Here is a 26704-nt window from a genome sequence, read left to right as displayed (position 1 = left end):
GGATCTGGGGTGCCCCCACGTCACAGGCGGGGACCGACCCGGACGCCGCGTCGGCGACTGCAAAGCGCATCGGCGGTCGATCGGTGGCATCGTACGACCGAAGCAAGCGCCACCAATGGCGGGGAATGCGCCCTAGCGTCTGTCCCAAACCGGGACATTCCGGTGTCGTGCTTGTCACTGCCTCGCGAACTGACGCAGCAACTTCAATCGTAACGCCGCAGGATGCCCGACAGCTTGCCCTGCACGCGCACGATGTCCGGCGTGTAACGCTGCGGTTCGTACGCCCGATTGGCCGGATCGAGGCGGATCATCGCACCTTCCCGGCGGAAGTATTTGAGCGTCGCCTCGCTCTCCTCGATCAGCGCGACGACGATCTCGCCATCGCGAGCGGTTTCGGTCCGGCGGATCAGCGCATAGTCGCCGTCGAGGATGCCCGCCTCGACCATGGAATCGCCGGACACTTCGAGCGCGTAATGCTCGCCTGAGCCGAGCAGCGCGGCGGGTACCGCGAGCATCGAACTGCCCTCGAACGCCTCGATCGGCACGCCGGCCGCGATCCGGCCATGCAGCGGGATCTCGACCACGTCGTTGGCCGGCTGCGGCGCCGGGCGCACGTTGCCGCGTGCCGCAGGGGCAGGCACGGATGCGGCCGCCGCAGGCGCTGCCTTGCGCTCGGGCCGCTCCGGCATGCGGAGCACCTCCAGCGCCCGCGCCCGATTGGGCAGACGGCGGATGAAATGTCGTTCTTCCAGCGCGCTGATCAACCGGTGCACACCGGATTTGGACTTGAGGTCGAGCGCTTCCTTCATTTCCTCGAACGACGGGGAAACGCCGGTTTCCTCCAGCCGATCGTTGATGAAGCAGACGAGCTCGTGCTGCTTGCGCGTGAGCATTGGGCGGTCCTTCCCGTCAGAACAGACGCGGAACTTCTAGGGAACGGACCGGCGCTCGTCAAGCGATCATGAGGATTTCTGCCGAGTCGCCCGTCTGCGCGGCCGGGGCGCCGGCGGGGCGGACGATCAAGCAATGCGACCGCGCAAGCGTCAACAGCATCGAACTGTCCTGTATGGTCGACGCATATGCGCGGCCTTCGCGAAGTTCGGCGCGCAGATAGTCGGTGCGGCCGCCGTTCGCCGGCAGACTTTCGCCAAGGATCGTGCTGGTCGTGCGCGGCAGCGGGTTCCGGGCGCCGGCGAGATGCGCGATCACCGGCCGCACGAACAGCGTCGCGGTGACAAAGGCCGAGACCGGATTGCCCGGCAGGCCGAGCACCAGCGCCGCGCCGATCCGGCCGGCCATCATCGGCTTGCCCGGCCGTAACGCGATGCGCCAGAAATCGATCGCGCCGCCGGCGGCCTCCAGCGCCGGCCGGACGAGGTCGTGGTCGCCGACCGACGCGCCGCCGGTGGTGACGATCAGGTCGGCGTCGACGCCGGCGAAGGCATCGCGCAAGGTGACGAGATCGTCGGGCAGGATGCCGAGGTCGACGAGGTCGATCGGCAGGTCGGCGAGCATCGCCGCCAGCATCGCGCGGTTGGACTCCGGCAGGGCGTCACAACCGGCGCTGCCTGGCTCGACCAGTTCGTCACCGGTGGCGCAAAGCGCGACGCGGATGCGGCGGCGGACGGGGATCGTGCCGAGACCGCCGGTCGCCGCGACGGCGAGACGGGCGGGGGTGATCCGCTCGCCGGCGGGAATCAGCACGTCGCCCGCGTCGAAGTCGAGGCCGCGGCGCCGGACGTTGCGGCCCAAGGTGCCGGGGCCTTCGCCGGTCAGTCGGACCGACACGCCATCGGCCGCGACCTCCTCCTGCACCATCACCGTATCGGCACCGGCCGGCATGGTCGCGCCCGTGAAGATACGCACCGTCTCGCCGGGTGCGACGGATGCGGCGAACGGGCGCCCGGCGGCGCTCTCGCCGATCAGCGTCCAAGGGCCGGGAAGGTCGGCATGGCGAATCGCATAGCCGTCCATCGCCGACAGGTCGCTTGCCGGTTGCGTCCGCCGTGCCAGGATATCGTCCGCCGCCCAGCGGCCATGTGCCGCGGCCAAGCCGACCATTTCGGTCGCGACCGGCGCAGCCAAAGCGAACAGCCGCGTCTGCGCCTCCGCGATCGGCAACAGGCTCATGCGGCGTGCCAGTCGCGCGAGGCACCGCCCGATTTGGCGAGCAGGCGGATATTCTCGATCGTCATGCCGCGATCCATCGCCTTGGCCATGTCATAGACGGTGAGCAATGCCGTCGACACGGCGGTCAGCGCCTCCATCTCGACCCCGGTCTTGCCGTCGGTCGCGGCGCTCGCGGTGGCGGTGATGCCGTCGTCGCCAATCTCCAGATCGAGCGTGACCTTGGTAAGGGGCAGGGGGTGGCAGAGCGGGATCAGCTCCGCGGTCTTCTTCGCCGCCATGATGCCGGCGATGCGCGCGACGGCGATCACGTCGCCCTTCTTGGCCAGCCCGTCACGAATCGCGGCGAGTGCGTCGGCCGCGATCCGGATGCGGCCGCTGGCGGTCGCCTCACGCTGGGTCGGCGTCTTGCCGCCGACATCGACCATATGCGCGGCGCCGCTCGCGTCGAGGTGGGTGAGGCGACTCACGCCACCAGCGCCTGCACCGCGGCGGTCAGATCGTCCTGCCGCATCAGCGATTCGCCGATCAGGAAGCAATGCACGCCATGCGCCGCCAGCGCGTCGAGATCGGCACGGCCCGACAGGCCGCTCTCTGCGACGAAGGTGCAATCCTTGGGCGCGCGATCGACCAGCGCGAAGGTCCGCGTGAAGTCGACGGTAAAGTCGTGCAGGTTGCGGTTGTTGACGCCGATCAGCCGCGATTTCAGCTTCAGCGCGCGATCGAACTCCGCCTCGTCATGGACCTCGACAAGCACGTCCATGCCGCAGTCCATCGCGCTCGCCTCGATCTCGGCCATCTGCGTGTCGTCGAGGGCGGAGACGATGATCAGGATCGCATCGGCGCCGATCGAGCGCGATTCGGTCGCCTGCCACGGGTCGACCATGAAGTCCTTGCGGATCACCGGCAGGTCGCAGGCGGCACGCGCCGCGATCAGATCGTCGTCGCATCCCTGGAACCATTGCTCGTCGGTCAGCACGGACAGGCAGGCCGCACCGCCGGCCGCATAGGCGCGGGCATGGGCGGCGGGATCGAAATCGGCACGGATCAGTCCCTTCGACGGACTGGCCTTCTTGATCTCGGTAATCAGGGCATGGCCGGGCGTGGCGTTGAGCGCGGCGCGGAAGCCGCGCGGGCGCGACACGGCGGCGATCCGGGCTTCCAGATCGGCGAGGCTGATCGTCGCCTTGCGCGCGGCGACTTCGGCGCGCTTGGTTTCGATGATGCGGGACAGGATGGTGGTCATCGGTAGGCGATCCAGCGGTCGAGCAGCGCCGAAGCGCCGCCGTCGTCAAGAACTTGGGCGGCTGCGCGCGCACCTGTGGCAAGATCGTCGCTATGCCCGGCGACGATCAGCGCCGCGGCGGCGTTAAGCAGCACCGCGTCGCGATAGGCCCCCGCCTCGCCGTCGAGCAGGCGGCGCAACGCGGCGGCATTGTAGCTGGGGTCGCCGCCACGCAGCGCCGCGAGCGGGTGGCGCGGCAGATCGGCGTCTTCGGGCACGATGCGCTGCGGCAGTTTCGCGGTGCCGATCGAGACGGCGAGGCTAGGGCCTGCGGTCGACAATTCGTCCAGCCCCTCCTCGCCGGCGATCACCGCCGCCGCCTCGGTGCCGAGCTGGTCGAGCGCCTCTGCATACAAGCCGGCATAATCGGGCCGCGCGATGCCGAGCAGCTGGCGGGTGACGCGGGCCGGATTGGCGAGCGGACCCATCAGATTGAAGATCGTCCGTTTGCCGATCCGCCGCCGGATCGGCGCAATCCGCTTCATCGCCGGGTGGTGGTTGGCGGCAAACAAGAAGGCGATGCCGAGGTCGGCGAGGCTGCCCTCCGCGCTTGCGCCGGCGACGTCGAGGTCGAGGCCCAAAGCCTCGAGCGTGTCGGCCGCCCCTGCCTTGGAGGAGGCGGCGCGGTTGCCATGTTTGGCGACCGGCACACCGCACGCCGCCACGACCAGTGCGACCGCGGTGGAGACGTTGAGCGTGTGGTGGCCGTCGCCGCCGGTGCCGCAGACGTCGATCGCGCCGGCGGGAGCAGCGATCGGGATCATCCGGGCGCGCAGCGCGCGTGCCGCCTCGGCGATTTCGAGACTGGTCTCCTCGCGATCGGACAGGGCGAGCAGGAAGGTGCCGATCGCCTCGTCATCGGCATGGCCGTCGAGGATATCGCCGAACGCCTGACGCGCGCTTTCGCGCGACAGCGGCGTCGACGGATCGGGCAACGGTGCGACGGTGGTCACGCCGTCGCCTTGGTCGCGATGCCGGCGCTCTTCAGGAAATTGGCGAGCATCGCATGGCCATGTTCGGTGGCGATGCTTTCCGGATGAAACTGGACCCCATGGATCGGCAGCTCTTCATGGCGGAAGCCCATCACATGGCCGTCGTCGGCACGGGCGTTGACGACCAGGGGCGCGGCCACGTCGTTGACGATCAGGCTGTGATAACGCGTCGCAGTGAAGGGCGAGGGTAGTCCCTCGAACAGGCCCGTGCCGTCATGCAGCACGGGCGACGTCTTGCCGTGCATCAGGCCGCCTCGCTCGACGCGGCCGCCGAAATGCTGGCCGATCGCCTGATGGCCTAGGCATACGCCGAGCAGCGGCCTCTTCGCCTCCGCGCAGGCAGCGACGAGGTCGAGGCTGACGCCGGCCTCGTTCGGCGTGCATGGTCCCGGCGAGATCAGGAAGGCCTGCGCACCCGAGCTCAAGGCCTGGCCGGCGGACATGGCATCGTTGCGCACCACCTCGACCTCGGCGCCCAACTCCATCAGATAATGGACGAGGTTCCAGGTAAAGCTGTCGTAATTGTCGACGACGAGGATCATCGCCCCGCCATAGCCGATGCCTCGCCCGGTGCAACGGTGTTGCATCGCGGCAATCCTGCGGCAATCTGCGCCCTCGTAAGGAAGCGTGGCGCGCCGGGAGCCTAACAGCCGTGCCGGACGTTGGTTTGCGCAAAGGAGACGATTGATGTTCCGCCCGTTGCTGATCGCCGCGCTGATCGCCATGCCCGCCGTCGCGGACGCCCAGACTGCCAGTTCCCCTGGCTCCGCGGAGCAGGCCGAAAGCGGCCAGCCGCCGCAGCGCGTGCGCAGCGTGACGCTGCGCCAGGGCGAGCGCTGCCCGCGCAGCAGCAGCACAGAAATCGTCGTCTGCTCGACGCTCGACCAGCCCTATCGCATTCCCAAGGAATTCCGCGACAGCGGACCGATCCCCGCGCAGAATCAGAGCTGGGTCAATCGCACCCAGACGATGGATCAGGTGAGTCGCGTCGCCGGGGGCCTGCCCGACACCTGCTCGGTCGTCGGCACCGGCGGCCAGAGCGGCTGTGCGCTCGCGACCAACCGTCAGTGGCTGGCGGAGGAAAAAGCACGGCGCGCGGGCGAAGTGGCGCCCTGATCGGACGGCTCAGCCGGACCGCCTCGGTCCGTCACTGCCCGAAGCCGCTTTCGCCTGCGCGGCGGACCGCCTCGCGGGCGGCGGCGAGGATCGCGCCCGCCTTGGCCTCGCATTCGCGCTGCTCCGATTCGGGCACGCTGTCCGCGACGATGCCGGCGCCGGCCTGAGCGTGAATCATGCCGTCCTTTACCACCGCCGTGCGCAGCACGATGCAGGAGTCCATCGACCCATCGGGTGAAAAATAGCCGACGCCCCCGGCATAGGCGCCGCGCCGTTCGGGCTCGAGCTCGGCGATGATCTGGCAGGCGCGGACCTTCGGTGCACCCGATACGGTGCCGGCCGGAAAGCCCGCGAACAGCGCGTCGATCGAATCGCGGTCCGGATGCAGCCGGCCGACGACATTCGAGACGATGTGCATGACATGGCTGTACAATTCGATGCCGTAACTCGCCGTCACCTGGACGGTGCCCGGCGCCGCGCTGCGGCCGACATCGTTGCGGCCGAGGTCGAGCAGCATGAGATGCTCGGCGCGTTCCTTCGGATCGGCGAGCAGGCTCTGGCGGTTCGCCTCGTCCTCCGCGCCGGTGCGGCCGCGTGGACGGGTGCCGGCGATCGGACGGATCGTCACCTCGCCGTCGCGGACGCGGACGAGAATTTCGGGGCTGGAGCCGATCAGGGCAAAGCCGGGCAGGTCGAGATGGTAGAGAAAGGGCGACGGATTGATCCGCCGCAGACTGCGGTACAATTCGAACGGTGGTAATTCGAAAGGGGCGGAGAAGCGCTGCGCCAGCACGACCTGAAAGATGTCGCCGGCACGGATATAGTTCTGCGCCCGCAATACCATCTGTTTGTATTGGGTGGGCGGAATCGCCGGCGTATAGGCCGGTTCGGGAAGCTCGTCGCGGACCGGCGCGGGCAGGGGCGTATGGGCCAGGCTTGCCTCGATATCGTCGAGCCTGTCCTGCGCCGCTGCGATCATCGCCTCGCTGTCACCCTGACCCGGCCACACGGGTGCGACGAGGAAGAGCGTATCGGCCAGACGGTCGAAGACGAGGATAATCGTCGGCCGCACGAACAGCATGTCGGGCAGGCCGAGCGGATCGGCCGCCGGTTGCGGCAGCCGCTCGACCAGGCCGATCGTCTCGTAGCCGAAATAGCCGACCAGACAGGCGAGCGCCGGCGGCAGTCCGGCCGGGACCTCGCCGCGGCATTCTTCGATCAGCGCGCGGAGCGCCGCCAGCGTCGTAGACGCCGAGGGCTCGAAGGCCGTGCGATCGGTCGCCCAGTCGCGATTGACCTCGGCCGCGTCACCGTACGCGCGGAACACGAGATCGGGCGCCAGACCGATCAGGCTATAGCGGCCGCGCGTCGCGCCGCCCTCGACCGATTCAAGCAGATAGTCGCCGCGCCCCGGTTCGATCAGGCGCAGCGCGGCGGCCACCGGCGTCTCGGTGTCGGCGACGCGGCGGCGCCAGACGAAGCCAGGGCGGCCGGCGTCGAGCGCGGCCCGCGCGGCGGCGATGGCGGCCGTCTGCTCGCTCACGTCAGTTGCCGGCGCCCTGACCCGCGCCGGTCAGCGCGCTGCGGACGCGGGCCAGCGCGCCGGTGTCGGTCTTGACGCCGACCTCCTTACGCACCGCGCGGGCGAATTCATCGACATATTCACGGCCGACGATCCGACCGAGCTCCTGGCGCGTGCCCTGGATCAGTTGCGTGTTGCCCTTGGCGTCGCCGGGCGTGATGCGGTCAAGCTTGACGACCAGCCAGCCGGCACGATTCGGCGCCTCGAGCAGCTTGGCAGTGCCCTGCACCATGCTGAACAGCAGCACGAGGCCCGGCTGCGCCCCGCGTGGATTGGACGCGAGCTGGCCGCGGCTCGCGGTGATCGGCTGGCTCGGCGGCAGCGTCCGTCCGGTCCCGGCCAGCGCCTGATTGAGCGGCGTGCCGCGATTGACCTTGGCGAGGACGTCGGCGGCGACCGTGCGTGCGGCGGCGCGGGCCTGGTCGGCGCGGATGTCGGCGACAACCGCGTCGCGCACCTGCGCGAGCGGACGCGGCGACGCGCCGACGACGCGGCTGAGCGCGACGACGGCGAAGCTGCCATCCTGGCCGACCGGCACGAGCTGCGCGGGATCGCCATCCTGCATCTGGAAGGCGGCGGCGACGATCGGTGCCAAAGCCGGATTGGCCGGCGTCGCGGGGGAGTCGGGGTCGGTGCCGTTGGCGAGCAGCGCCGGCGTCTGCTGTGCCGCAAGCTTCTGGTCGGCCACCGCCTCGTCGAAGGTCGCATTCTTGGCGAGCGCGTCGTCGAGCGCGTCATGCGCCGCGCCGAGCGCCTGCTGCAGCTTCTGCTTGGTTAGTTCGGCGACGATTTCGGGCTTGGCCTGCTCCAGCGTCTTGCCGGGCACCTGCACGACGTTGTCGACGCGCGCGACGATCCAGCCGAGCGTGCCACGCACCGGCCCGACGACTGCGCCCTTGACGGCGCCGAAGACCGACGTGGCTGCGGCTGCACCGGACGCGCTCGTATAGGCGTCCTTGGTCAGGCCAGTCTGCGTCAGCGGTTCGAGGCCGGCGGCGCGTGCGGCATCGGCGAGCGGCGTTCCGGCCTTCACCTTGGCCGCCAGAGCATTGGCGCCGGCCTGATCGAGGACCACGACCTGCGTCACGTCACGCTTTTCGGTCGCGGCGAAACGGGGCCGCTGCTGTGCATAGGCTTGGGCGATCTCCTGATCGCTCGGCGTGCTACGGCTCTTGACGGTATCGGCGTCGACGCGGGCGTAGCGGACGACGCGCCGTTCCGGCACGGTGTAGCGCGCGATGTTGCGACGATAGGCCGCCTGGATCTCGGCATCGGTCGGGGCGGCGCCGGTCGCCATGGCGGCGGCGGGAATGAAGCCGATCTGCCCCTCGCGCTTCTCCAGCAGGATCGAGGCATATTGCAGCGCGACTTGCTGGGGCAGCTGGGTTGCGCCCTGCGTCGGCAGGATCAACTGCTGCGACATCAGGTCGCGGGCGATGTCGGTCCGCACCTGAGCATCGGTCAGGCGACGCTGCGACAGCAATTGCTGGTAGATGGCGGGATCGAACTGGCCGTTCGGCCCGCGCAGGCCGGGGATGCTGGCGATCTGGCCGTCGACCGCGCGCTTCGAGATGACCATGCCCTGCTTGTGGCCGAATTCCTCGAGCGCAAGCGTGTTGACCAGGCGGTCGAGCACGCCCTCCAGCCCGCCCTGGGCCAGGAAGGACGGCATGGTGATCGTCGGCTGCTGCTGGCGGGCCCCTTCCAGCTCGCTCTGCATCCGGCTTTCGAGGTCGGCGGTGGTGACGCTCTGGCCACCGACCTTGACCACGGTATTGCCGGTCAGCCCGCCGCCGCCCGTGCGCAGCCCGGTGACGTCGCCGGCCGCGAAGGCGAGCGCGATGATGCCGAGCACGATGAAGGTGACGATGACGCCGGCCTTGGAATTGATGATCCGGCGAAAGAAGCTGAGCATGAAGTGGCCGATCGTCCCTGGACAGAAGTGAGACGGCTTTAGGGGGACGACGGCTTGCCATCAAGCGCGCGGCGCGCCATCGCCGGCCGACATAACGATAGCGACAGAACAGACAGGGGGATCCGATGACGATGCGGCGCAAGCTGGTGGCGGGCAATTGGAAGATGAACGGGTCGCTGGCCAGCCTCGGCGAGCTCGACGCGATCGCCGCTGCCGCGGGCGAGGCGGCGACGGTCGATGTCGCGGTCGCGGTTCCCTTCACCCTGATCGCCCCGGCGGCGCAGCGCGTGCCGGGGCTGGCGATCGGTGCCGAGGATGTGCACGAGGCGGAGAATGGCGCCCATACTGGCTGCGTCTCCGCCGCGATGGTGCAGGAGGCGGGCGCCCGCTTCACGATCGTCGGCCATTCCGAACGCCGCGCCGATCAGGGCGAGACCAGCCACGATGCCTGGGCCAAGGCGGCGGCGGCGCGGCGGCAGGGACTGCAGGTCATCTCCTGCTGCGGCGAGACGGAGGCGGAGCGCAACGCCGATCGCGCCGAACGCGTGGTGCAGGCGCAGATCGAGAAGTCGGTGCCCGATCATGCGGACGGCAGCTGGTTCACGCTCGCCTATGAGCCGCGCTGGGCGATCGGCACCGGCCGTACCCCGACGCTGGACGAGATTGCGGCGATCCACGCCATCGCTCGCGCCAAGCTGCGCATGCTGGTCGGCGACGCCGCCGACGGCATCCGCATCCTCTACGGCGGTTCGGTGACGGGCGACAATGCCGGCGCGATCTTGGCCTGTCCCGACGTCGACGGGGCGCTGGTGGGTGGTGCCAGCCTGACCGCCGCGAAGTTCGTGCCGATCATTCGCGCGGCCGCCGCCGTCTGACCGGCCGGTCAGCGTTGCGAAAGGCGGTCGGCGTCATCATCTCGTCGCGATGGTGGTGCCGGAACAACGCTTTAGGGAACGCGCGGGTGCGGCGGCGCTGACCGCCCTGGTGGTCGGTGCGCTCGGCTTCGCCTTGCTCCGCGGGCTCGGCGCGTCCTCTCTGCCGGCGGTCGTGCAGGATGGGCTGGCGACCTTCGCCGTACTGCCCGATCCGCCGCCGCCCCCGCGGATCGTGCCGCCGCCGCGCAAGGTCAACCGGCCGAGCGGCAAGGCATCACCGCCGAACCTGCGTTCCAAGGCAACGGAAGTGACCGCGCCCGTACCGATCATTGCCACCGTGCCGCCGCCGATCATCGTCGCGCCATTGCCCAATATCGGCGCGCAGGCGACGTCCGGTGCGTCCGACCGGCCCGGTCCGGGCACCGGGGCGGGCGGCATCGGCAACGGCAATGGCGCAGGCGGCGACGGCGATGGCGACGGCAGCGGCTGGGAACGGACGCCGGTGTTGATCCGCGGCGACGTCAAGGGCCGGGACGTGCCGGCATGGGCGCTGGAGCAGGGCTTCCACGGCGTCGTGCGCATGCGCTACCGTGTCGGTGTCGACGGCCGCGCCACCGGCTGCCGCGTCCTCGGCAGCAGCGGCAGCGCGGAGATCGACGCGATCACCTGCCGCGCCGTCGAGACGCGCTTCCGCTACCGGCCGTGGCGCGATGCCGATGGCCGAGCGGTGCCGTCGACGGTGCTGCGCGACCAGGAATGGGACATCCCCGGCGACGACGAGCTCAACGCCCGGCGATAAGGGCGCGGCCGTAGCGGTTCTTGAGCAACTGGTAGCAGGCGCGCAGCGCGAAGGCGTCGCCGCCCTTCGGCCGGCCGGGCTTGCCCACCGGGCGCCAGGCGAAGACATCCATATGCGCCCAGGCGACGCCCTTCGGCACGAAACGCCGCAGGAACAGCGCGGCCGTGATCGCCCCGGCAAAGCCGCCGTCGGGCGCGTTGACCAGATCGGCGATGTCCGACTTCAGCATCTCGTCATAGCCGTCCCAAAGCGGCAGGCGCCACAGTGGGTCGTCGAGCAATTCCCCCGCCGCGAGGAGCTCGCCCGCCAGCGCGGCATCGTCGGTGAAGAGGGGCGGCAGGTCGGGGCCGAGCGCGACGCGCGCCGCGCCGGTCAGCGTCGCGAAGTCGAGGATCAGTTCCGGCTTTTCCTCGCCCGCGCGGGTCAGCGCGTCGCCCAGGATCAGCCGGCCCTCGGCGTCGGTATTGGTGTTCTCCACCGTCAGTCCGGCCCGGCTGCGCAGCACATCGCCGGGGCGGAAGGCATTGCCTGCCACCGCATTCTCGACCGTCGGAATCAGCAGGTGCAACCGCACCGGCAGCCGCGCCGCCATCACCAGCCCGGCCAGTGCGATCGCATGAGCGGCGCCGCCCATGTCCTTCTTCATCAGCCGCATGCCGGCCGACGGCTTGAGGTCGAGCCCCCCGGTATCGAACACCACGCCCTTGCCGACGATCGCCACTCGCGGATGGCCGGCATCGCCCCATTCCAGTTCGATCAGCCGGGGGGCGCGCTCCTTGACTGCGGCCTGACCGACGGCGTAAATCATCGGATAGCCGGTCGCCAACGCGTCGCCGCGCGTCACCGTGACCCGGCCGTGGTGTTCGCGCCCCAATGCCTCGACCGTGGCTTCGAGTTCCGCCGGGCCGAGATCGGAGGCGCCGGTGTTGACCAGGTCGCGGACGGTCGCGGTCGCCGTGGCGAGGCGCACCGTCTCGTCGATCGCCGCCGCTTCGGTGGTCAGCAGGACGCGGGCGCCGGCCTCCGACGCGCCGCTGTGGTAGCGGTCGAAGCGATGCTGAGCGAGCAGCCAGCCGAGCCCCGCCGCGCCGATCTCGCCGGTCGCCAGCCGATAGATCCCCGCCGGCAGCGTCGACGCCAGCGATGCGATCCGCCAGGGTGAATCAAGGGCTTCGTTGCAGACGAGCAGCATCGCCCACTCGTCCGCCGCCTCGCCGGGCAGCACCGCCCGGTCGCCGGCCTTGCCGGTCAGGCCGTGCGCCGCCACCGCGGTGCGGACCCGGACCGGCTGGTGGGACAGCCAATCGGCATAGGCATCGGGGTGGACGACATGGATCGCCCGCGCGGTCTGGCCGCGATCCGGCTGCAGCAGCGGCGCAAAATCGATCATTGTGCAGGGCTCACCAGAAACTGTTCGAACGGCTGGCCGACGCCGGGCAGCGCGAAGGTCGCGATCGACAAGGTGCGGTCGGGATAGGTGACGCGGAAGCCGCGATAGACGAAGCCGCCACGCAGTCGCGCGCGGCCCACCTGGGTGAAGCCGGTCGGCTCGCCGAGCGGTGTCAGGCTGGTGCGGTAATCCGCTTGCGCCGCCGGGGTGAAATAGAAATTGGCGTCTTCGGTCAGCAGTGCGCGATCGAGCGTGCCGCCGCGCAGCTGGTCAAACACTTTGCGCGCCTGCGTCAGCGCCTCGGCATCGCCGGGAATGGCGGCGGCGGGGGCGGGCAGCACAACCTTGGCGATGCCGTTGGCGATGCGGGATTGGGCGTCGGCGAACCAGGCGTTGGTCAGCACGACGATGGCCGCGCGATCCTTCGGATAGACGATGTTCTCCGACAGGAAGCCGACCGCCTCGCCGCCGTGCTCGACGATCGGCCGGCCGTCGCGCACGCCGACGTCGACACCCAGGCCGTAACCGGTGCCGGAGCCGTCGTTCAGCTTGACCTCCGTTTCCTGCGCCTGCCAGTCGTCAGCCGGCAACAGCGAGCGGTTGATCCGCGCGACGTCCCATTTCGCCAGATCCTCGGCGCTCATCGCCAGCTCACCGGCGGCATAGAGCCAGCCGGGCGCGGCGGGAGTCTCGACACGGACCGGGCCGAGCGCATAACGCTTGTACCCCTGGGGGAAGCCCGGCCCGACCGCCTTGTCCTGATCGATCGCGCGGATGCCGAGCGGCACGAAGACGTGCTGCTGCAGGAACGCCAGCAGCGGCTGGCCCGACACCTTCTCAACGATCATGCCGGCGACGACATAGCCAGTATTGGAATATTGCCACTGCGCGCCGGGCTGGAAGTCGAGCCGCTCCGATCCCCAGCGCCGGACGATCTCGCGCGGTGTGACCGGCGTCGCCATCGCCTTGAAGCTATAATCCTGCGGCCAATAGTCGCGCAGGCCGGATGTGTGGCTGAGCAACTGGCGGATGGTGATCCGATCGCCCTCGGTCACGCCGGAGACGTATTTGCTGACCGGGTCGTCGAGCTTGAGCTTGCCCTCGTCCTCCAGCAACAGGATCGCCGCGGCGGTGAATTGCTTGGAGATGGAGGCGATCTGATACATTGCCTTCGAATCGGCGGTCCTAGCCGTCTCCGATTGCTTGCCATAGGCCTTGGCCAGCACGATGCGGCCGTCGCGCACCACGGCGACCGAGGCCGAGGGCACGCCCGTGTCGCGCAGCGTGTCGGAAACAATCTTCTCGATCTTCGCGCTTTCGTCGGGGGTGAGCGCTTGCGCGAGGGCGGGGGCGGGCGCTGCGACGAGGGCGGCGACGATCAGGCTACGAAACATCGCGGCACGGAACCAGAAAGCGGCCGTGCGCGCAATGGCGACTTTGTTAACCGTAAGTCCCGCGTGTCAGGTGGCGGGTACGCCGTACAGGTCGTGCTCGTCCGCATCCTCGATCACCACCGGCACGATATCGCCGGCCGCGAGATGAGCGGCATCGCGCAGGAAGACTTGGCCGTCAATCTCCGGCGCATCCGCCTGGCTGCGGCCCGTCGCGCCCTCGTCGCCGACCTCGTCGATGATCACGGGCAGCGTGCGACCGATCTTCGCCTGCAGCTTGGCGGCCGAGATCGCCGCGGTCTTTTCCATGATCCGGGCGTAGCGTTCTTCCTTGACCTCTTCCGGCACCGGATCGGGCAAAGCGTTGGCCGCCGCACCCTCGACCGGTTCGAAACGAAAGGCACCGACGCGGTCGAGCTGCGCTTCGTCGAGCCAGTCGAGCAGATAGTCGAAATCCTCCTCCGTCTCGCCGGGAAAGCCGACGACGAAGGTCGAGCGGATCGCGATATCCGGGCAGATTTCGCGCCATTGATGGATGCGCTGCAGCACCTTGGCGTCGTTGCCCGGGCGCTTCATGCGCTTGAGCACCGACGGCGCAGCATGCTGGAACGGAATGTCGAGATAGGGGAGCACCAGCCCCTCCGCCATCAGCGGAATGACCTGGTCGACATGCGGATAGGGGTAGACGTAGTGCAGCCGCACCCATGGTGCGATCCGGCCCAGTTCGCGCGCCAGATCGGTCATGTGCGGCACGACTTCGCGGCCCTGCCACAGCCGCGGCTCCTTACGGATGTCGATGCCATAGGCGCTGGTGTCCTGGCTGATCACCAGCAGCTCGCGCGTGCCGGCGGCGACCAGTTTCTCCGCTTCGCGCAGGATCGCGTCGGGGCGGCGGCTGACGAGGTCGCCGCGCAGGCTCGGGATGATGCAGAAGGAGCAGCGGTGATTGCAGCCCTCCGAAATCTTCAGATAGCTGTAGTGCCGCGGCGTCAGCTTCAGGCCGGCGTCGGGGATCAGGTCGAGGTAGGGCGACAGATTGGCCGGCGCCGCGGCATGCACCGCCTCGACCACCTGCTCATATTGATGCGCGCCGGTGACGGCGAGCACGTCGGGGAAGCGGGCGCGGATCGCCTCGGCTTCCTTGCCCATGCAGCCGGTGACGATGACGCGGCCGTTTTCCTTAATCGCTTCGCCGATCGCCTCCAGGCTCTCTTCCTTGGCGGAATCGAGGAAGCCGCAGGTGTTGACCAGCACGACGTCGGCACCGGCATAGTCGGCGGACATCTGATAGCCGTCAGAGCGGAGCTGGGTCAGGATGCGTTCGCTGTCGACCAGATTCTTCGGACAGCCGAGCGACACCATGCCGACCCGCGGCGGGAGAGGAAGTTTCGTTGCCATGGGAGGCCCGCGCACATAGTCGAAGCGCGCAGACTTTTCCAGATGCTCACCAGCTGGCGGTGATGCCGAGCCGGACGTTGAGTGGACGCGGCGGCGTCGTCTGGTCACGCATCGCCAGCCGGAAGGGGTTGCCGTAGGCGAAGCGGCTGGTCGCCGTGTCGGTCAGATTGTCGACGCCAAGGGTCGTATCGAGATTGCGCCAGCGCAGGCCGGCGGAGACGCCGAGGCTCCAATAGCGGCCCTGACTGACGTCGAGCAGGTCGCCCGTGCCCAGCACCGATCGGCCAACATAAGCGGCGGTCGCGCCGATCCGCGGCCGCCACACCGCATCCCGGTTCCAGGCATAGGCGATGGCGGCATTGCCGGCGAGCGGCGGCGTGTCGGGCAGGCGGCGATTGGCGAGGCGGGATTGATCCGCGATCTCGCCGGACACCCGGTTTTCGGTGTAGAGCAACGCGCCGGTCAGCGACAGGCCGGCGATCGGCACCCAGTCGGCGGTGCCCTCCACCGTATGGATCACGGCGTTGCCGATGTTGCTGGTGTAGGGCGCGCCGCGCCGGTTGATCAGATCGGCCTGGATGTCGCGCCAGAAGGCGGTCGAGACACTCGTCGACAGGGCCAGGCCGGTGGTGCCGCTGCGCAGGCGGCGCAAGCCCAACTCGCCGGTGACGATTGAATCGGGTTTGTAGTTCGCTACCCGGCCGATCCCCTGCGCCACGGCAAGGCCGCCGGTGCGGAAGCCGGTCTGGAAGCGCGCAAAGGCGGCCAGACGCGAAGCCAGCCGGTAGGAGAGGGCGACGGTCGGATCGAAGCGCAGGGTCGACCGGCCGCGGATGAAGCTGCCGCCGCGCGGTGTGCTCGAGGGTTCGCCATCGACCCGCGCCGCGGTCCAGCGCAGGCCGGTGGTAAGGGCCAGCGCCGGCGTGACGGGGAGGGTCGCCTCGCCGAACACCGACGCCTGTCGGGTGACGTTGCTGACGCCGACGATGTCCGCCTCGCGGCCCTGCGCCTCGACCGAACGGCTGAGGATCGACTTGTCGCTGATCAGCGTGTAGCCGACCAGCCACTGGCGCCCGTCCGGCAGCGCGCGCGACAGGCGGGCCTCCTGCGACAGCAAAGTCTTGGCATTCTGGGCATGATAGAGGGTCGGCGGTGCACGCGGGGAGGGCGCGGTCGCGTCGAACGTGTCCGCCGTCGTCAGCCGGGCCGCACCGGCGGAGACGAACAGCGCCAGGCCGCTCTCCCAATCGTGGGTCGCCACCAGCCGTCCGAACAGAAACTGGCTGTCGAACGGCTGCGCGACGAGGGCGGCATGCGCGAGCGGACCGAAGGCGGGCTCGGCATATTGGCCGTCGCGGGCATGAATCGTCTGGATCGCGCCGCTGGCATCGATCCGCCAGCCACCACCCGGCTGCCAGCGTCCGGCCAACCGGCCGCCGTCGGTACGGACCGCGTTGGTGTCGGCGAGGCGGCGCCGGGGATCGTCGATATAGCCGCCGTCCCGCGCGACATAGCTGACCGCGCGCAGGCCGAGCGTGTCCGTCACCGGAACGTTGAGCATCGCCGCCAGATCGGCGCCGGGCATACCGTGCGCCGTCGCGACCAGCCCGGCCGCCACCATCCCGCCAGCGCGACGCAGGTCGGGTGCGTTGGTGGTCAACCGCACGACGCCGCCAATCGCACCGGCGCCGTACAGCGTGCCCTGCGGCCCCTCCATCACCTCAACGCTGGCGATGTCGTAGAGGCGCAAGCCGGGATCGGCCCCGGACGCGTTGAGCTGGACATCGTCCAGATACACGCTGGCGGTCGATTGCGTCGTGCCCGCGAAGCTGCTGTCGGCGATGCCGCGGATGAACAGCTTGTTGCGGCCCGGGCCGAGCTGCGTGCTCTGGATCACCGGCATGGTGCGCGACAGATCGGTGACCTCGCCGACCCCGCCATTGGGCAGGGTCGGCCCGCCGAGGGCGAGCGTCAGGCTGCCGGGATAGCGCAGCAGCGGCACCGGCTGTTTGCTGGCGGTGACGACGATGTCGTGGCCGGCGGCATCGGTCGGCTGCGGGTGATAGGCGGCACGCGCCGCCTGGCGCCGCGCCACCATCTGCGGCGTGCGGCGACGCACGATGCGGAAGCCGCCACCGCGCGTCGGCTCCGCCTTGAACACGGTGCCGGTCAGCATCGCCGCCAGCGCCCGGCGCAGCGGCATCGGGCCGCTGAGCGCACGCGTCCGGATCGCGTGCAGCCCCGGTTCGGTGCTGATGATTTCGACCCCGCTCGCCACCGCCAGCGCCGTCAGCGCGCGATCAAGCGTGGTGGCGGGAATGGCGACCGGCACGTCGCGCGGTGCCGCGGCAATCACTGGCGCGGCGACAGTCAGTAGGCCGGCCAATATGGGGAATGTGACGGTACGGACGCCGCCGGGGCGACGACGGCGCAGCTCAGCGGGCGGAAACCGCCTCGCCAGCCAATATCCATGTGTCGCCGTCACGCCGCCACGTCGCCCCGATCAGATCGGCCAGATGCGGAACGTCCCGATCGGCAATCCCCGTCATCGCGATCATGCCCGTAAAGGGCCTTTCGGACAAGTCCGCGGCCAGCGACAGCCGGAAACCGTACAGACGCGCCAGCCGTTCGGCGACACGGCGCAGCGGCACCGCATCGAAGCTGAGGCGGCCCGTGCGCCAGTCGCCAACTGAGGCCGGCGACACCTTGCTCCGCGCGATCTGCCCGCTGGCGACGCTGGCCGCGTCACCGGCGGCCAGAACGACGCGGGCATCCGTCGGGGCAAGCATTACCGATCCCTCGGCCACCGCGACATCGGTCCGTTCGCCGGTCCGCGCGACGTTGAACACGGTGCCGAGGTCGCGCACGGCGAGGTCGCCGGCCTGAAGCGTGAACGGCGCCTCGGCATCGTGACGCACATGCAGCGTCACCTCGCCCGCCTCCAGCGAGGCCATGCGGGTGTCGCCATGGTCGAGACGCAGGCGGCTGCCGCCGCTCATCTCGATCCAGCTGCCGTCGGCCAGCGCGACGGTGCGCCGCTCACCCGCCTTGGTGGCAACGACATAGCTGGAATCTGCCGTGGTGCCGGCGAAATTGGTGGCGAGGACGGCCAGCGTCGCGGCGACCGCTGCGCCGCCGCCCGCGATCCAGCCCCATCGCCGCCGAGGGGCGACAATGGGCATATCGTCGTTCGCCGCGCGCAGATCCTGCGGCGGCGGAAACCGGTCGACGTCGATCAGCGCGTCGAGCGACGCGACCTGGTCGAACGCCTCGGCATGCGCCGCATCCGCCTCAAGCCAGAGGGTGAATTCCTCCCACTCGGCGTCGGTCATCTCCGCCTGGCGCAGATGCCAGTGGATCGCCGTGTCGATCATCGTCTCGCGGTCAATCTGCACGATCCACGCCCTTTCCACTTCCTAGACGACGCGGTCCCGGATGATCCTCATCGACTTGCTGCAGGCGGTCGTGAATAATTCGATAGGCGCGCTGCAGCAGCTTCTCGACGCCACTGACGCTGATCTCCAGCGTCTCGGCGATGGCGCGCTGAGGTTGGCCCTCGATGCGGAACATGCGCAGGGCGGTCGCCATGCGTTCGGGCATGTCCGCGATCGCCGCCTCGACGACGCGCCACTGGCTGCGCGCGACCAGCTGCCGCTCCATGTCCGGCAGTTCGTCGGCCGCCGGCTGCGTCTCCAGCCAGGCGGCGTCGCGGGCGGTGCGCCGGCCGCTGGCAATGCGGCGGTCGGTGGCGAGATTGGCGGCGATACGGTAGAGGAAGGCGGCGGGTTGTGCGACCGGCTCGCCGGCCAGCCGGTCGAGGCGCAGCCACATGTCCTGCAGCACGTCTTCCGCATCGTCCCGACTGGCGAGCCGTGCGGTCAGCATCCGCAACAGCATCGGCCGTTGCGTGAGGAAGATCCCGCGAAGCCCATTGTCCGACAAAGTCTATCCTGCTCCCGCTCGCGTCGCGCCCCGCGGGGATCAGGCCGGATAGCTGAGCCCCTGCACAGCAGCCATGTCGGCGATCGACGCGGCTTGCAAGGCCGCTGCCTCGCGCGGGCGCGCATCCGCGATCGCGTCGCCATTGCGCCGGCCCGCGCCGGGGTGGCACATGACGAGATGCATGTCGCCCGGCCGGCGCAGGAATTTTGGCAGCATCACACTGTAATTGCTGGCGAAATCATAATGGCCGGCAAAGCCGCGGTTGCAGCGCAGACGATGACGGGCGGCGTCGCGCCGCAGCCCTCGGCAATGGTAGGCGCTGCCGATCGCCTTTCCCGGAAAGGGACGCGCCAGCATCGCGGGCAACGTGTCGGTACAATCGCGCACCCATGCTTCGGGCGCGCGGCGGGCGGTTTCGGCAAGCACCACGTCGCGGATGCCGGTCAGCGCATGGCTATGCTGATGGCCGTCGACGAAGGCCGGCGGGCGGCCCAGCACGCCGATGAACGCATCAAACTGTGCCCGCACCTCGCGCGCGATCTCGTCCAAGGCGACGAGATGACGCGCTGCCAGCCGGCACAGCGGATCGATTTCCGGCAGCACGCCGTCCGGTGCGGTTTCGGGCATCGCGGTCAACGGCGTCTCGCCGGTCAGCGTCAGGTGCAGTCCGACTTCGGCGTGCGGCGGCAGATCGCGCAGCAGCTCGGCATCCTCCGCCCAGCCCGGCATCACGGTCATGCAGCTGGTGGCGTTCAGCTTGCCTGCGGCGAGAAGCTGGACGATCGTCTCGCTGGTGCCCCGCGAGAAGGCGAAATCGTCAGCACACAGGATGAGTCGTGGCAAAGGCCGGGCCTTCCAGATCGTGATAGGCGCGCTCGCGGATCTTGTTGCTCAACAGGCGTCGGCGCTGCAACCGTGTGGCGAGGAAATTGTAGAAAAACCAGCTGCCTGCCCACGGCGCCGTGGCGGAATAGACCAAGCGTTCGAAGAGCGTCCAGCGGATCGATTCGCGATCGCGTTCGCGGGGCGATGGCATGCACCACAGGTCACGCGAATAGAGCATCCCGCCCTGCGTCATCGTGCGGTGGATTACCTCGTGATCTTCGAGGATGAACGGCCAGATGTCCGGGTCGAAGCCGCCCGCGGCGCGCAGTGCGGCGACATCAAATGCCTGGCCAGCACCACCGGCATGGCACTGCCGCGGCAGCGCGCGGGCGGCCGAGAGAATCTTGCGCGCCTCGGCATCCAGTGCGGCCTGATCGGCACCGGGCGCCACGAAATAGGCGCCGGCGACGACGCATCCGTCACGTCGCAGCAGCCGCTCGGCCTCCGCGAGATAATGCGGCGGGTAGAGCGTGTCGGCGTCGCATGTGGCGACGAAGCGGGTACGGACCCAGCCGAGGCCGGTGCGCAGCGCGGCGACCTTGCCGGCCCGGCGTTCGGTGACGACGATCGCGTCGAGGCCGTGGCGGTCGATCGCGGCACGGGCGACATCGGCGCTGCCGTCGGTCGAGCCGTTGTCGACCAGGATCAGCGTCAGCGGCACGGTCTGTGCGGCGATGCTGGCGATCGTGTCGGCCAGCAAGGCGGCTTCGTTGAAGAAGGGGATCAGGACGGTCCAGGCGGGTGTCGCCCGACGGACCCAGCCTTCGCTGGCAAGACCGACATCCTGATCGAAATTCAAGTACATGCCACGTTCCCGCTGGCGGCTCGCTCAACCGGACCGTCCCCACGGTCCGAGCGACATCCGCTATCTCGCCCGTGATCAAGACGATGCCGATCCACAGTTCCCGCAGCGCTTCAGATTAAAAAATCCTTTCCGAGGGTTAGGCGGCGACAATCGGACGAAGACAGGTGAGATCGCCCATGACCGCCGCCCGCTGCTACGCTACCGGGCGGCCATGACGGCTGTCCCTTCTTCTGCGCCCGCTGCCGCGCCCCCCCGATCGGGCGGCGCGATCGTTTTCCTGTGGCTGCTCGCCGCCGCCGTCGCGATCCGCTGTCGGGACTTTGGCAATCCGGTGATTCACGTCGACGAGCAATATTATCTGCTGGTCGGTAGCCGGATGCTGCAGGGCGCCGTGCCCTATATCGACCTATGGGATCGCAAGCCGGTCGGCCTGTTTCTGATCTTCGCCGGCATCCGGCTGATCCCGGGCGATCCGATCCTGGTCTATCAACTGGTCGCGACGCTGTTCGCGGCAGCCACGGCCTGGTTGGTGACGGCCGGCGGGCGGCGTCTCGGCGCGACGCCGGCGGGCGCGCTGGCGGCGGGGGTCGCCTACATCCTCTGGCTGTCGCTGCTCAGCGGGCGGGGCGGTCAGTCGCCGGTCTTCTACAATCTGTTCACCGCGGCCGCGGCGGTGCTGACGCTGCGGCTGCCCGATCTGGCGCGGCGCGCGCGGGTCGGCGCGATCGTCGTCAACGGTTCCGCTGCATGCCTGCTCGCTGGGCTGGCGATCCAGACCAAATATACGCCGGTGGTCGAGGGGGCGTTCTTCGGTCTCGTCCATCTCTGGTATGGCCGGCGTGCCGGTGGATCGCTGCTCCAGGTCGTTGGGGCGGCCTTGCTCTGGGCGGCACTGGGTCTGATGCCGACCCTGCTCGTCATCCTCGCTTATTATTGGCGCGGCCCGGAGGTGTTCGCCGCCTTCTGGTTCTCCAACTTCGCCTCGATCGCGCTGCGGCGGGGCTATCCCGCCGCCAAGATCGCCGCGCGCCTCGCCGGGACGGGCGCGCAGCTGCTTCCCTTCCTCCTGTGCGCGATCGTCGCCTGGCGCCGGCGCCCGCGGACCGACGCAACGCTGATCGCCTTCGGCTGGCTGGCGGCGGCGCTGGTCGCCTTCGCCATGATCGGCGCCTTCTTCGATCATTATGCGCTGCCGTTGATGATCCCGCTGGCGATGGTCGCGGCACCGGTGCTCGGCCGGCATCGCGGTGCGATCGTCGCGCTGCTCGCCTACGGCCTGATCCTGTTCGTCGCCAGGGTGGCATTCGTGCCGACCGACGCGCAATCGGCTCGGGCGGTGGCGCAGGTCATGCGCCGTTATGATGGGGACGGCTGTCCCTTCGTCTTCGCCGGCGATTCGGTGCTGTATCTGCTCGCCGACGCCTGCACGCCGACGCCCTATGCCTTTCCGTCGACCCTCGCCTACGAGCCCGAGCGCGGCGCCACGGGGATCGACGAAGCGGCGGAGGTCGGACGCATCCTCGCCCGCCGCCCGCCGGTGATCGTCACGATGGACGAACCCTTCGCGCCGTGGAACGCGGACAGCGAGCGGCAGGTCGCGGCGGCCCTGCGGGCAGACTATCGCCTCGTGTTGCAGGCGCCGCGCGAGGACGGCCATCTGCTGGCCTATGTGCGCCGGGATCGGCTTGCGGTGCGGTGAACCGTGTTGCGGGTCGCACCGGACGGCGTCGTCTATGATAGGATCGCAGCCGCCTTCGGAGCCTTGTCGTGACCCCGACCTTCAGCCTCAGCTTCGCCGCCTCGCTCCTGTTCACCGCGCTAGTCGCCGTTGAGCCGACGGCGGGGCAGCCGGTCGGCGACGATGCCGCCATCTGCCGCACCGGCCACGGCCCCGCGGTGCAGGTCAATGTCGAAGGACTGAAGGATCGTCGCGGCCAAATGTGGCTCGAACTCTATCCCGCCAACGAGGCCGATTTCCTCAAGGACGACACCGAACTCGCCGCGTCGGGCAAGACGTTCCGGCGGACGCGCGCGACCCCGCCGAGCACCGGCCCGTTCGCGATGTGCGTCCAACTGCCGCGCGCCGGGCGCTATGCGCTGCTGCTGCGGCACAACCGGACGGGCAAAGACAAATTCTCCATCTGGAACGACGGCGTCGGCCTGCCGGGCAATGGGACGATCGGCCGCTCGCGACCGCCCTTTTCACAGGCTCTGGTTGATGCCGGCGACGGGGTCACCGTCACGACCATCCGGGTCCAGTATCTGCGCGGCATCGGCGGCTTCAAACCGCTCTGAGAAGTGGGCGGCCGACCGCCCCAACCCCGTCAGCGCTGCACCGCCAGCGCGGTGGCGAATTGCGCGGCGCTGCACAGGCCGTTGATGCCGCGGGCGCTGCACCCGGCGATCGGCAGCACGGCGACATAGGGTGACGCCTTGCCCGTCAGCGCGGTCAGGTCGCGGATCTGATCCACCGTCTGCGATCGATAGAGGGCGCGGACATAGTGCTTTCCCGACCGGTCGGTGAGCCGCTCGAACACGATGGCACCGCCCGGGCTGGGATCGTCCGCGGCCAAACCAGGCACCTGCCAGTGGAGATCGAGCAGGCCACCGAGGCTGGCGACATTCGTGTCATGCCCCGACAACATCGTGATGACCGCACCGTCGGGTTTGGTGATCGCGTCGGCGATCAGCGGGGCGATCAGCGCAAGATTGGCGCGGGCGACATAGCTGGGCCGCGCCAGCAGCCGGAATTCGACCGCGTGGAATTCGGAGAGCGACGCGATGTCCCCCGCCGTGGCGCGACCCCAGCCGACCTGCGGCATCGACTTGTCCTCGGCATATTCGAGCAGCAGGATCTGCGCTGCGGTCGAGGCGCGGTCGAGCGTACCGGTCAGTTTCGGGCGCTTGCCCGGTCGTGCGGGCGCCAGGTCGGATGGTCCGCTGGCGGCGACGCCGCAGTCCGGCTTGGCCCGCTGGCACAGGATCGTGTCGAGCCGTTCGATCAACGGGGCGAGACGGCGCTCTTCCGCCGCAATCCCGCCGGGCCCCGCCGCGGCGAGCACCGCCTTGCGCGCGGCCTCTGCGTCGAACGTGGTCGCCCGCTCGTCGATCGGCGAGAAGATCGGGTCCGCCACGTCCTGAGGGCGATGCTCCGTGGTGATGGTACAGCCGGGCACGAGCGCGGCGGCATAGTGACGTGCCGTCTCGATCGTGCGTTGGTCGCTGTCGGCGACGATCCGCACCTTGGGACAGCCGGAGCGCGCGAGCAGTCCGAGCGCCGTCCAGGCGGTGCGATCGTAACCGCCGACGCGCCGTATCGCCGCAGCACCGTGCGGCGTCAAATAGCCCGGGGCGACCGGCCAGTCCGGCCAGCGCTCGATCGCGGTGCCGGCGGGCATGGGCGGTGCCTTGGTCGGCGGCCGGACGCCGTGTCGCATCAGCATCACGACGCGATCGACTTGCAATCCGGCCGGTACCGCCGGCTCACGCGCCAGTGTCGGCGTCGCCGCGAGTAGGGCGCCTGCCAGAAAAATCGTCTTCGTCATCGCCAACGCTCTCCTAGAAGTGCAGCTGCGCGCCCCAGCGGAAGCTGTAGCCGTAGCGTTCGCGCTCGACCAACAGCGGCTTGGTGCCGATGAACCGCCGCCACGGCGCATCGGTGACATTGAGCGCCTGGCCGAAGAAGGTCAGCTGCGGCGTCACCTCGTAGCTGACGTTGGCATCCAGTTGGCCGTTGGTGTCGGTATATTGGTCGGTGGCCGCCGTCGTGCCGAGCGTGTCGAGATATTTCGAGCGGAACGAATAGGCGGCGCGGATCGCGACGCCGTATTTCTCGAAGAAGACCTGCGCCGTGCCGACGTCGCGTGACTGGAGGAACAGCGGGAAGCGCCCGCTGCGGCCACCGGGAATATTGCCCTCGCCGTGGCCGGTGATGTGCGCATAATTGGCGGCGATGCCGAAGCCATCGAGCGCGCCGGGCAGGAACGTGAAGCGGACCTGCAGGTTCGCCTCAAAACCCTGCAGCACCGCGCTGTCGACGTTGGTCGCCTGCGTCACCGTCACGCCGGTCAGTGCCTGGCCGGCATAGGTGCCGTTCACATTGAGCGTCGAGCCTGTGTAGATCGGATCATCGATATGCTTGTAGAAATAGCCGAGCGAGATGAGGCCCTGACCCGGCAGGTAATATTCAATCGCGCTGTCGAGATTGACCGCCTTGTACGGCTTTAAACTGGGATTGCCGAGCGTCACCGTATTGGGCGACGTTGTCTGGTCGATCAGCGCATAGGGCGCCAGGTCGGGATAATTCGGCCGGCCGAGCGACGTGGTCGCCGCGGCGCGGACGATCAGCCCGTCCGTCACCTCCCATTTGGCGTTCAGGCCCGGAAACCAATTGGTGTAATTCTTCGACCCGAACGCATTGTAATCGCTGTTGAGCGCCGTGTTGGCCGTGATCAGCTTGCCCTTGGTGCGGTCCTGCGTGTGCTCGACGCGCACGCCCGGCACGAGCGTCACCGGGCCGAGATGCGCGGTCGCCATCGCATAGCCGGCCCAGATCTGCTCATGCACGTCATAATCGTTGGCAAGGCTGTTGGCGCGGCTGGATGCGATATTTGCGGTGATGACGCCGGGGTTCGCCGCGACATAGGCCTGTGCCGTGTCATAGCCGACGCGAACCGGGAAAGTGTAGCGATCGTAGAAGCTCGTATCGCCGAGGTAGGAGACGTTGGCGAGCGTGAAGGTGCGCCCGCTGGTCAGCCCATAGGTCAGGTAATCGCGATCGTTGGTCTTGTGGCGGTCGAGATATTTGACGCCCAGCTTGATCGCGCTATCGCTGCCGACGGACAATGGCAGGGTGAGGTCGGCACGGCCTTGCCACAAGGTCTCGACCGCGTTGCGATAGTCGTAGTTGACACTGTTGAGGCCGTAGGCGGTCTGATTGGCGTTGGGCTGCACCGTCGGGATGAAGTTGTAGGGCGTGTCCGACACGTCATAATTGACGGTGAGCGCACTGCCGCCCGTCCGGAAATTGTATTCGGAGCGCAGCGGATCGCGCTTCTGTGCGCGCGTCCAGGCGCCCGCGATGTCGAGTGCGGCGTCGCCGAAGCGGAAGTTGCCGCCGGCCTGCACTGACTTGGTGTTGTCCACCTCCTGCCGGCGTCGCACGCGCTCGCTGCCGCGGCCGCGGAACGTGCCCGTCGTCGCGCTGTTCGCGGTGACGGCCGATTCGTTGTCGATGATGAACTGGTCGCGCGTTTCGTTGTCGTCGAAGCGCGATAGCGTGCCGCGCAGGAACAGCTTCACCGCATCGGTAGCGTGCCAGTCGAGATTGAGCACCACGCCCTTGCGCGTCCGCACGAGATTATAGTCGCGCAGGCCCGCCTGGTCGGGCAGCAGCACGCTCGGCACCGTCGATCCGGCGGCCGTCGTTACCGATCGCCAGTTGGTCGACCCCTGGAAATTCTCTGATTCGACCGGCCGACGCGAATAATTGACCGATAGCACTGCGCCGAACTGCTCGTCGCGGCCGAAGCGGCCCCCGACCTGGACGTCGCCCTCGTACGGATGCTCGCCGTTGAGGTGGAACGAGCCGTATTGCACCCGCGCGTCGGCGAACAGCGGTGCCTTGCGGTCGAAGGCGGTGAGCGTGCGGATGTTGACCTCGCCGCCGATCGCATTGGCGTCCTGGTCGGGGGTGAGCGACTTGGTGACGATCACCGAATTGATTAGCGCCGAAGGGATGTCGTCGAGCTTGACCTGCCGCCCGTCGGGTTCGGGGGCGGGCAGCGTCAGGCCGTTGAGCACGACGTTGACGAGGTTCGGATTAACGCCGCGGATGATGACGTAGCGGCCCTCGCCCTGATCATTGGCGACCGACAGACCGGGCAGGCGGCGCACCGCCTCCGCGACATTCTGGTCGGGTAACTTGCCGACGTCGTTGGCATAGAGGGCCTCGACGACATTGTCAGCTTGCCGCTTGGCTTCGATCGCCTTCTTCTCGCCCTGCGCCGTGCCGACGACGACGATGTCGGCATCGGTCTGCACGTCTGTTTGCGCCGCTTCCTGCGACGAGGCGGTGTTGCTGGCGGCGGGCGCCTCCTGCGCGGCGGCGGCGGTGGCAACGAACATGCCAAGCGCGGAGGCGCCGGCGAGCAACCGATGAAGTGTCATGATCTTCCCCCAGGGCCGCACCGCGGCGGCCGAT

The 26704-nt window shown here is 68.9% G+C and carries 23 protein-coding genes; 5 read left to right on the top strand and 18 right to left on the bottom strand.

Features of this window, described 5'->3' with window-relative positions:
• Positions 1-203 precede the first annotated feature (203 nt).
• From lexA to ACU5AX_RS03255, 6 genes are read right to left on the bottom strand one after another with little or no spacing between them, the layout of a single operon-like run.
• The gene (lexA, locus tag ACU5AX_RS03280; protein ID WP_446689653.1) at positions 204-893 is read right to left on the bottom strand and encodes a transcriptional repressor LexA; all 690 of its coding nucleotides are present in this window, start codon (positions 891-893) and stop codon (positions 204-206) included.
• A 58-nt stretch (positions 894-951) separates the two neighbouring features.
• Positions 952-2130 (bottom strand): molybdopterin molybdotransferase MoeA, encoded by a 1179-nt coding sequence (locus tag ACU5AX_RS03275; protein WP_446689652.1) that lies wholly within the window; start codon positions 2128-2130, stop codon positions 952-954.
• Complete coding sequence (gene moaC / locus ACU5AX_RS03270; protein WP_446689651.1) at positions 2127-2597, bottom strand: cyclic pyranopterin monophosphate synthase MoaC; 471 nt, start codon at positions 2595-2597, stop codon at positions 2127-2129. The genes ACU5AX_RS03275 and moaC overlap by 4 nt, the downstream gene beginning before the upstream one ends.
• Entirely contained in the window at positions 2594-3373 is a 780-nt protein-coding gene (gene trpC, locus ACU5AX_RS03265) for an indole-3-glycerol phosphate synthase TrpC (RefSeq protein ID WP_446689650.1), read from the bottom strand. Before trpC ends, moaC begins: the two co-directional genes overlap by 4 nt.
• Entirely contained in the window at positions 3370-4365 is a 996-nt protein-coding gene (trpD, locus tag ACU5AX_RS03260) for an anthranilate phosphoribosyltransferase (RefSeq protein WP_446689649.1), read from the bottom strand. Before trpD ends, trpC begins: the two co-directional genes overlap by 4 nt.
• The gene (locus ACU5AX_RS03255) at positions 4362-4946 is read right to left on the bottom strand and encodes an anthranilate synthase component II (protein WP_198353392.1); all 585 of its coding nucleotides are present in this window, start codon (positions 4944-4946) and stop codon (positions 4362-4364) included. The genes trpD and ACU5AX_RS03255 overlap by 4 nt, the downstream gene beginning before the upstream one ends.
• Positions 4947-5091: 145 nt before the next feature.
• Between ACU5AX_RS03255 and ACU5AX_RS03250 the strand changes: the two genes are divergently transcribed.
• Positions 5092-5520 (top strand): hypothetical protein, encoded by a 429-nt coding sequence (locus ACU5AX_RS03250; protein WP_446689648.1) that lies wholly within the window; start codon positions 5092-5094, stop codon positions 5518-5520.
• 31 nt (positions 5521-5551) lie between these two features.
• Here ACU5AX_RS03250 and trpE read toward each other — a convergent pair whose 3' ends face one another.
• Both trpE and ACU5AX_RS03240 read right to left on the bottom strand, forming a co-directional pair.
• Positions 5552-7063 (bottom strand): anthranilate synthase component I, encoded by a 1512-nt coding sequence (trpE, locus tag ACU5AX_RS03245; protein ID WP_446689647.1) that lies wholly within the window; start codon positions 7061-7063, stop codon positions 5552-5554.
• A 1-nt stretch (position 7064) separates the two neighbouring features.
• The gene (locus ACU5AX_RS03240; RefSeq protein WP_446689646.1) at positions 7065-9017 is read right to left on the bottom strand and encodes a peptidylprolyl isomerase; all 1953 of its coding nucleotides are present in this window, start codon (positions 9015-9017) and stop codon (positions 7065-7067) included.
• A gap of 131 nt (positions 9018-9148) precedes the next feature.
• Between ACU5AX_RS03240 and tpiA the strand changes: the two genes are divergently transcribed.
• Together tpiA and ACU5AX_RS03230 are read left to right on the top strand one after the other, a co-directional pair.
• A complete protein-coding gene (gene tpiA / locus ACU5AX_RS03235) occupies positions 9149-9892 on the top strand; it encodes a triose-phosphate isomerase (RefSeq protein WP_443024714.1) in 744 nt (247 codons plus the stop codon).
• A gap of 49 nt (positions 9893-9941) precedes the next feature.
• On the top strand, positions 9942-10691 hold the full coding sequence (locus ACU5AX_RS03230; RefSeq protein ID WP_446689645.1) for an energy transducer TonB: 750 nt from the start codon (positions 9942-9944) through the stop codon (positions 10689-10691).
• Here the strand turns inward: ACU5AX_RS03230 and ACU5AX_RS03225 are convergent.
• From ACU5AX_RS03225 to ACU5AX_RS03190, 8 genes are all read right to left on the bottom strand, one after another.
• Complete coding sequence (locus tag ACU5AX_RS03225) at positions 10675-12081, bottom strand: leucyl aminopeptidase family protein (RefSeq protein ID WP_446689644.1); 1407 nt, start codon at positions 12079-12081, stop codon at positions 10675-10677. The two genes, ACU5AX_RS03230 and ACU5AX_RS03225, sit on opposite strands and share 17 nt — an antisense overlap.
• Positions 12078-13475: a serine hydrolase domain-containing protein gene (locus ACU5AX_RS03220; protein WP_446689643.1), complete on the bottom strand. Its 1398-nt coding sequence runs from the start codon at positions 13473-13475 to the stop codon at positions 12078-12080. Before ACU5AX_RS03220 ends, ACU5AX_RS03225 begins: the two co-directional genes overlap by 4 nt.
• 66 nt (positions 13476-13541) lie before the next feature.
• Positions 13542-14870 carry a 30S ribosomal protein S12 methylthiotransferase RimO gene (gene rimO / locus ACU5AX_RS03215; protein WP_446689642.1) on the bottom strand — a complete coding sequence of 443 codons (1329 nt, stop codon included), beginning with the start codon at positions 14868-14870 and terminating at the stop codon, positions 13542-13544.
• A 46-nt stretch (positions 14871-14916) separates the two neighbouring features.
• Positions 14917-17355 (bottom strand): TonB-dependent receptor, encoded by a 2439-nt coding sequence (locus ACU5AX_RS03210; protein ID WP_446689641.1) that lies wholly within the window; start codon positions 17353-17355, stop codon positions 14917-14919.
• A complete protein-coding gene (locus ACU5AX_RS03205; protein WP_446689640.1) occupies positions 17306-18265 on the bottom strand; it encodes a FecR family protein in 960 nt (319 codons plus the stop codon). The genes ACU5AX_RS03210 and ACU5AX_RS03205 overlap by 50 nt, the downstream gene beginning before the upstream one ends.
• Entirely contained in the window at positions 18255-18812 is a 558-nt protein-coding gene (locus ACU5AX_RS03200) for an RNA polymerase sigma factor (RefSeq protein ID WP_446689639.1), read from the bottom strand. Before ACU5AX_RS03200 ends, ACU5AX_RS03205 begins: the two co-directional genes overlap by 11 nt.
• 39 nt (positions 18813-18851) lie before the next feature.
• Positions 18852-19655, bottom strand: a complete 804-nt coding sequence (locus ACU5AX_RS03195; RefSeq protein ID WP_446689638.1) for a ChbG/HpnK family deacetylase — start codon at positions 19653-19655, stop codon at positions 18852-18854.
• A complete protein-coding gene (locus ACU5AX_RS03190; RefSeq protein ID WP_198352776.1) occupies positions 19630-20502 on the bottom strand; it encodes a glycosyltransferase family 2 protein in 873 nt (290 codons plus the stop codon). Before ACU5AX_RS03190 ends, ACU5AX_RS03195 begins: the two co-directional genes overlap by 26 nt.
• Positions 20503-20713: 211 nt before the next feature.
• On the opposite strand from ACU5AX_RS03190, the gene ACU5AX_RS03185 reads away from it, so the two are divergent.
• A complete protein-coding gene (locus tag ACU5AX_RS03185; RefSeq protein ID WP_446689637.1) occupies positions 20714-22201 on the top strand; it encodes an ArnT family glycosyltransferase in 1488 nt (495 codons plus the stop codon).
• A 68-nt stretch (positions 22202-22269) separates the two neighbouring features.
• Complete coding sequence (locus ACU5AX_RS03180; protein WP_198352777.1) at positions 22270-22797, top strand: DUF2141 domain-containing protein; 528 nt, start codon at positions 22270-22272, stop codon at positions 22795-22797.
• Positions 22798-22826: 29 nt separating this feature from the next.
• Here the strand turns inward: ACU5AX_RS03180 and ACU5AX_RS03175 are convergent, their stop codons facing one another.
• Together ACU5AX_RS03175 and ACU5AX_RS03170 are read right to left on the bottom strand one after the other, a co-directional pair.
• A complete protein-coding gene (locus tag ACU5AX_RS03175) occupies positions 22827-24047 on the bottom strand; it encodes a histidine-type phosphatase (RefSeq protein ID WP_446689636.1) in 1221 nt (406 codons plus the stop codon).
• A 13-nt stretch (positions 24048-24060) separates the two neighbouring features.
• Positions 24061-26670: a TonB-dependent receptor gene (locus ACU5AX_RS03170; protein ID WP_446689635.1), complete on the bottom strand. Its 2610-nt coding sequence runs from the start codon at positions 26668-26670 to the stop codon at positions 24061-24063.
• Between the last annotated feature and the right edge of the window lie 34 nt (positions 26671-26704).

The organism is Sphingomonas benefaciens, assembly GCF_052907485.1.
Note: the sequence above shows the minus strand (reverse complement) of the source record. Positions and strands in the feature narration are given on the sequence as shown.

Bases quoted from the DNA above. Each gene is read 5' to 3' on its own strand.
- lexA (WP_446689653.1), bottom strand. From the start codon at position 893: ATGCTCACGCGCAAGCAGCACGAGCTCGTCTGCTTCATCAACGATCGG.
- ACU5AX_RS03275 (WP_446689652.1), bottom strand. From the start codon at position 2,130: ATGAGCCTGTTGCCGATCGCGGAGGCGCAGACGCGGCTGTTCGCTTTG.
- trpC (WP_446689650.1), bottom strand. From the start codon at position 3,373: ATGACCACCATCCTGTCCCGCATCATCGAAACCAAGCGCGCCGAAGTC.
- ACU5AX_RS03255 (WP_198353392.1), bottom strand. From the start codon at position 4,946: ATGATCCTCGTCGTCGACAATTACGACAGCTTTACCTGGAACCTCGTC.
- ACU5AX_RS03250 (WP_446689648.1), top strand. From the start codon at position 5,092: ATGTTCCGCCCGTTGCTGATCGCCGCGCTGATCGCCATGCCCGCCGTC.
- ACU5AX_RS03240 (WP_446689646.1), bottom strand. From the start codon at position 9,017: ATGCTCAGCTTCTTTCGCCGGATCATCAATTCCAAGGCCGGCGTCATC.
- tpiA (WP_443024714.1), top strand. From the start codon at position 9,149: ATGCGGCGCAAGCTGGTGGCGGGCAATTGGAAGATGAACGGGTCGCTG.
- ACU5AX_RS03230 (WP_446689645.1), top strand. From the start codon at position 9,942: ATGGTGGTGCCGGAACAACGCTTTAGGGAACGCGCGGGTGCGGCGGCG.
- ACU5AX_RS03225 (WP_446689644.1), bottom strand. From the start codon at position 12,081: ATGATCGATTTTGCGCCGCTGCTGCAGCCGGATCGCGGCCAGACCGCG.
- ACU5AX_RS03220 (WP_446689643.1), bottom strand. From the start codon at position 13,475: ATGTTTCGTAGCCTGATCGTCGCCGCCCTCGTCGCAGCGCCCGCCCCC.
- rimO (WP_446689642.1), bottom strand. From the start codon at position 14,870: ATGGCAACGAAACTTCCTCTCCCGCCGCGGGTCGGCATGGTGTCGCTC.
- ACU5AX_RS03190 (WP_198352776.1), bottom strand. From the start codon at position 20,502: ATGTACTTGAATTTCGATCAGGATGTCGGTCTTGCCAGCGAAGGCTGG.
- ACU5AX_RS03185 (WP_446689637.1), top strand. From the start codon at position 20,714: ATGACGGCTGTCCCTTCTTCTGCGCCCGCTGCCGCGCCCCCCCGATCG.
- ACU5AX_RS03175 (WP_446689636.1), bottom strand. From the start codon at position 24,047: ATGACGAAGACGATTTTTCTGGCAGGCGCCCTACTCGCGGCGACGCCG.
- ACU5AX_RS03170 (WP_446689635.1), bottom strand. From the start codon at position 26,670: ATGACACTTCATCGGTTGCTCGCCGGCGCCTCCGCGCTTGGCATGTTC.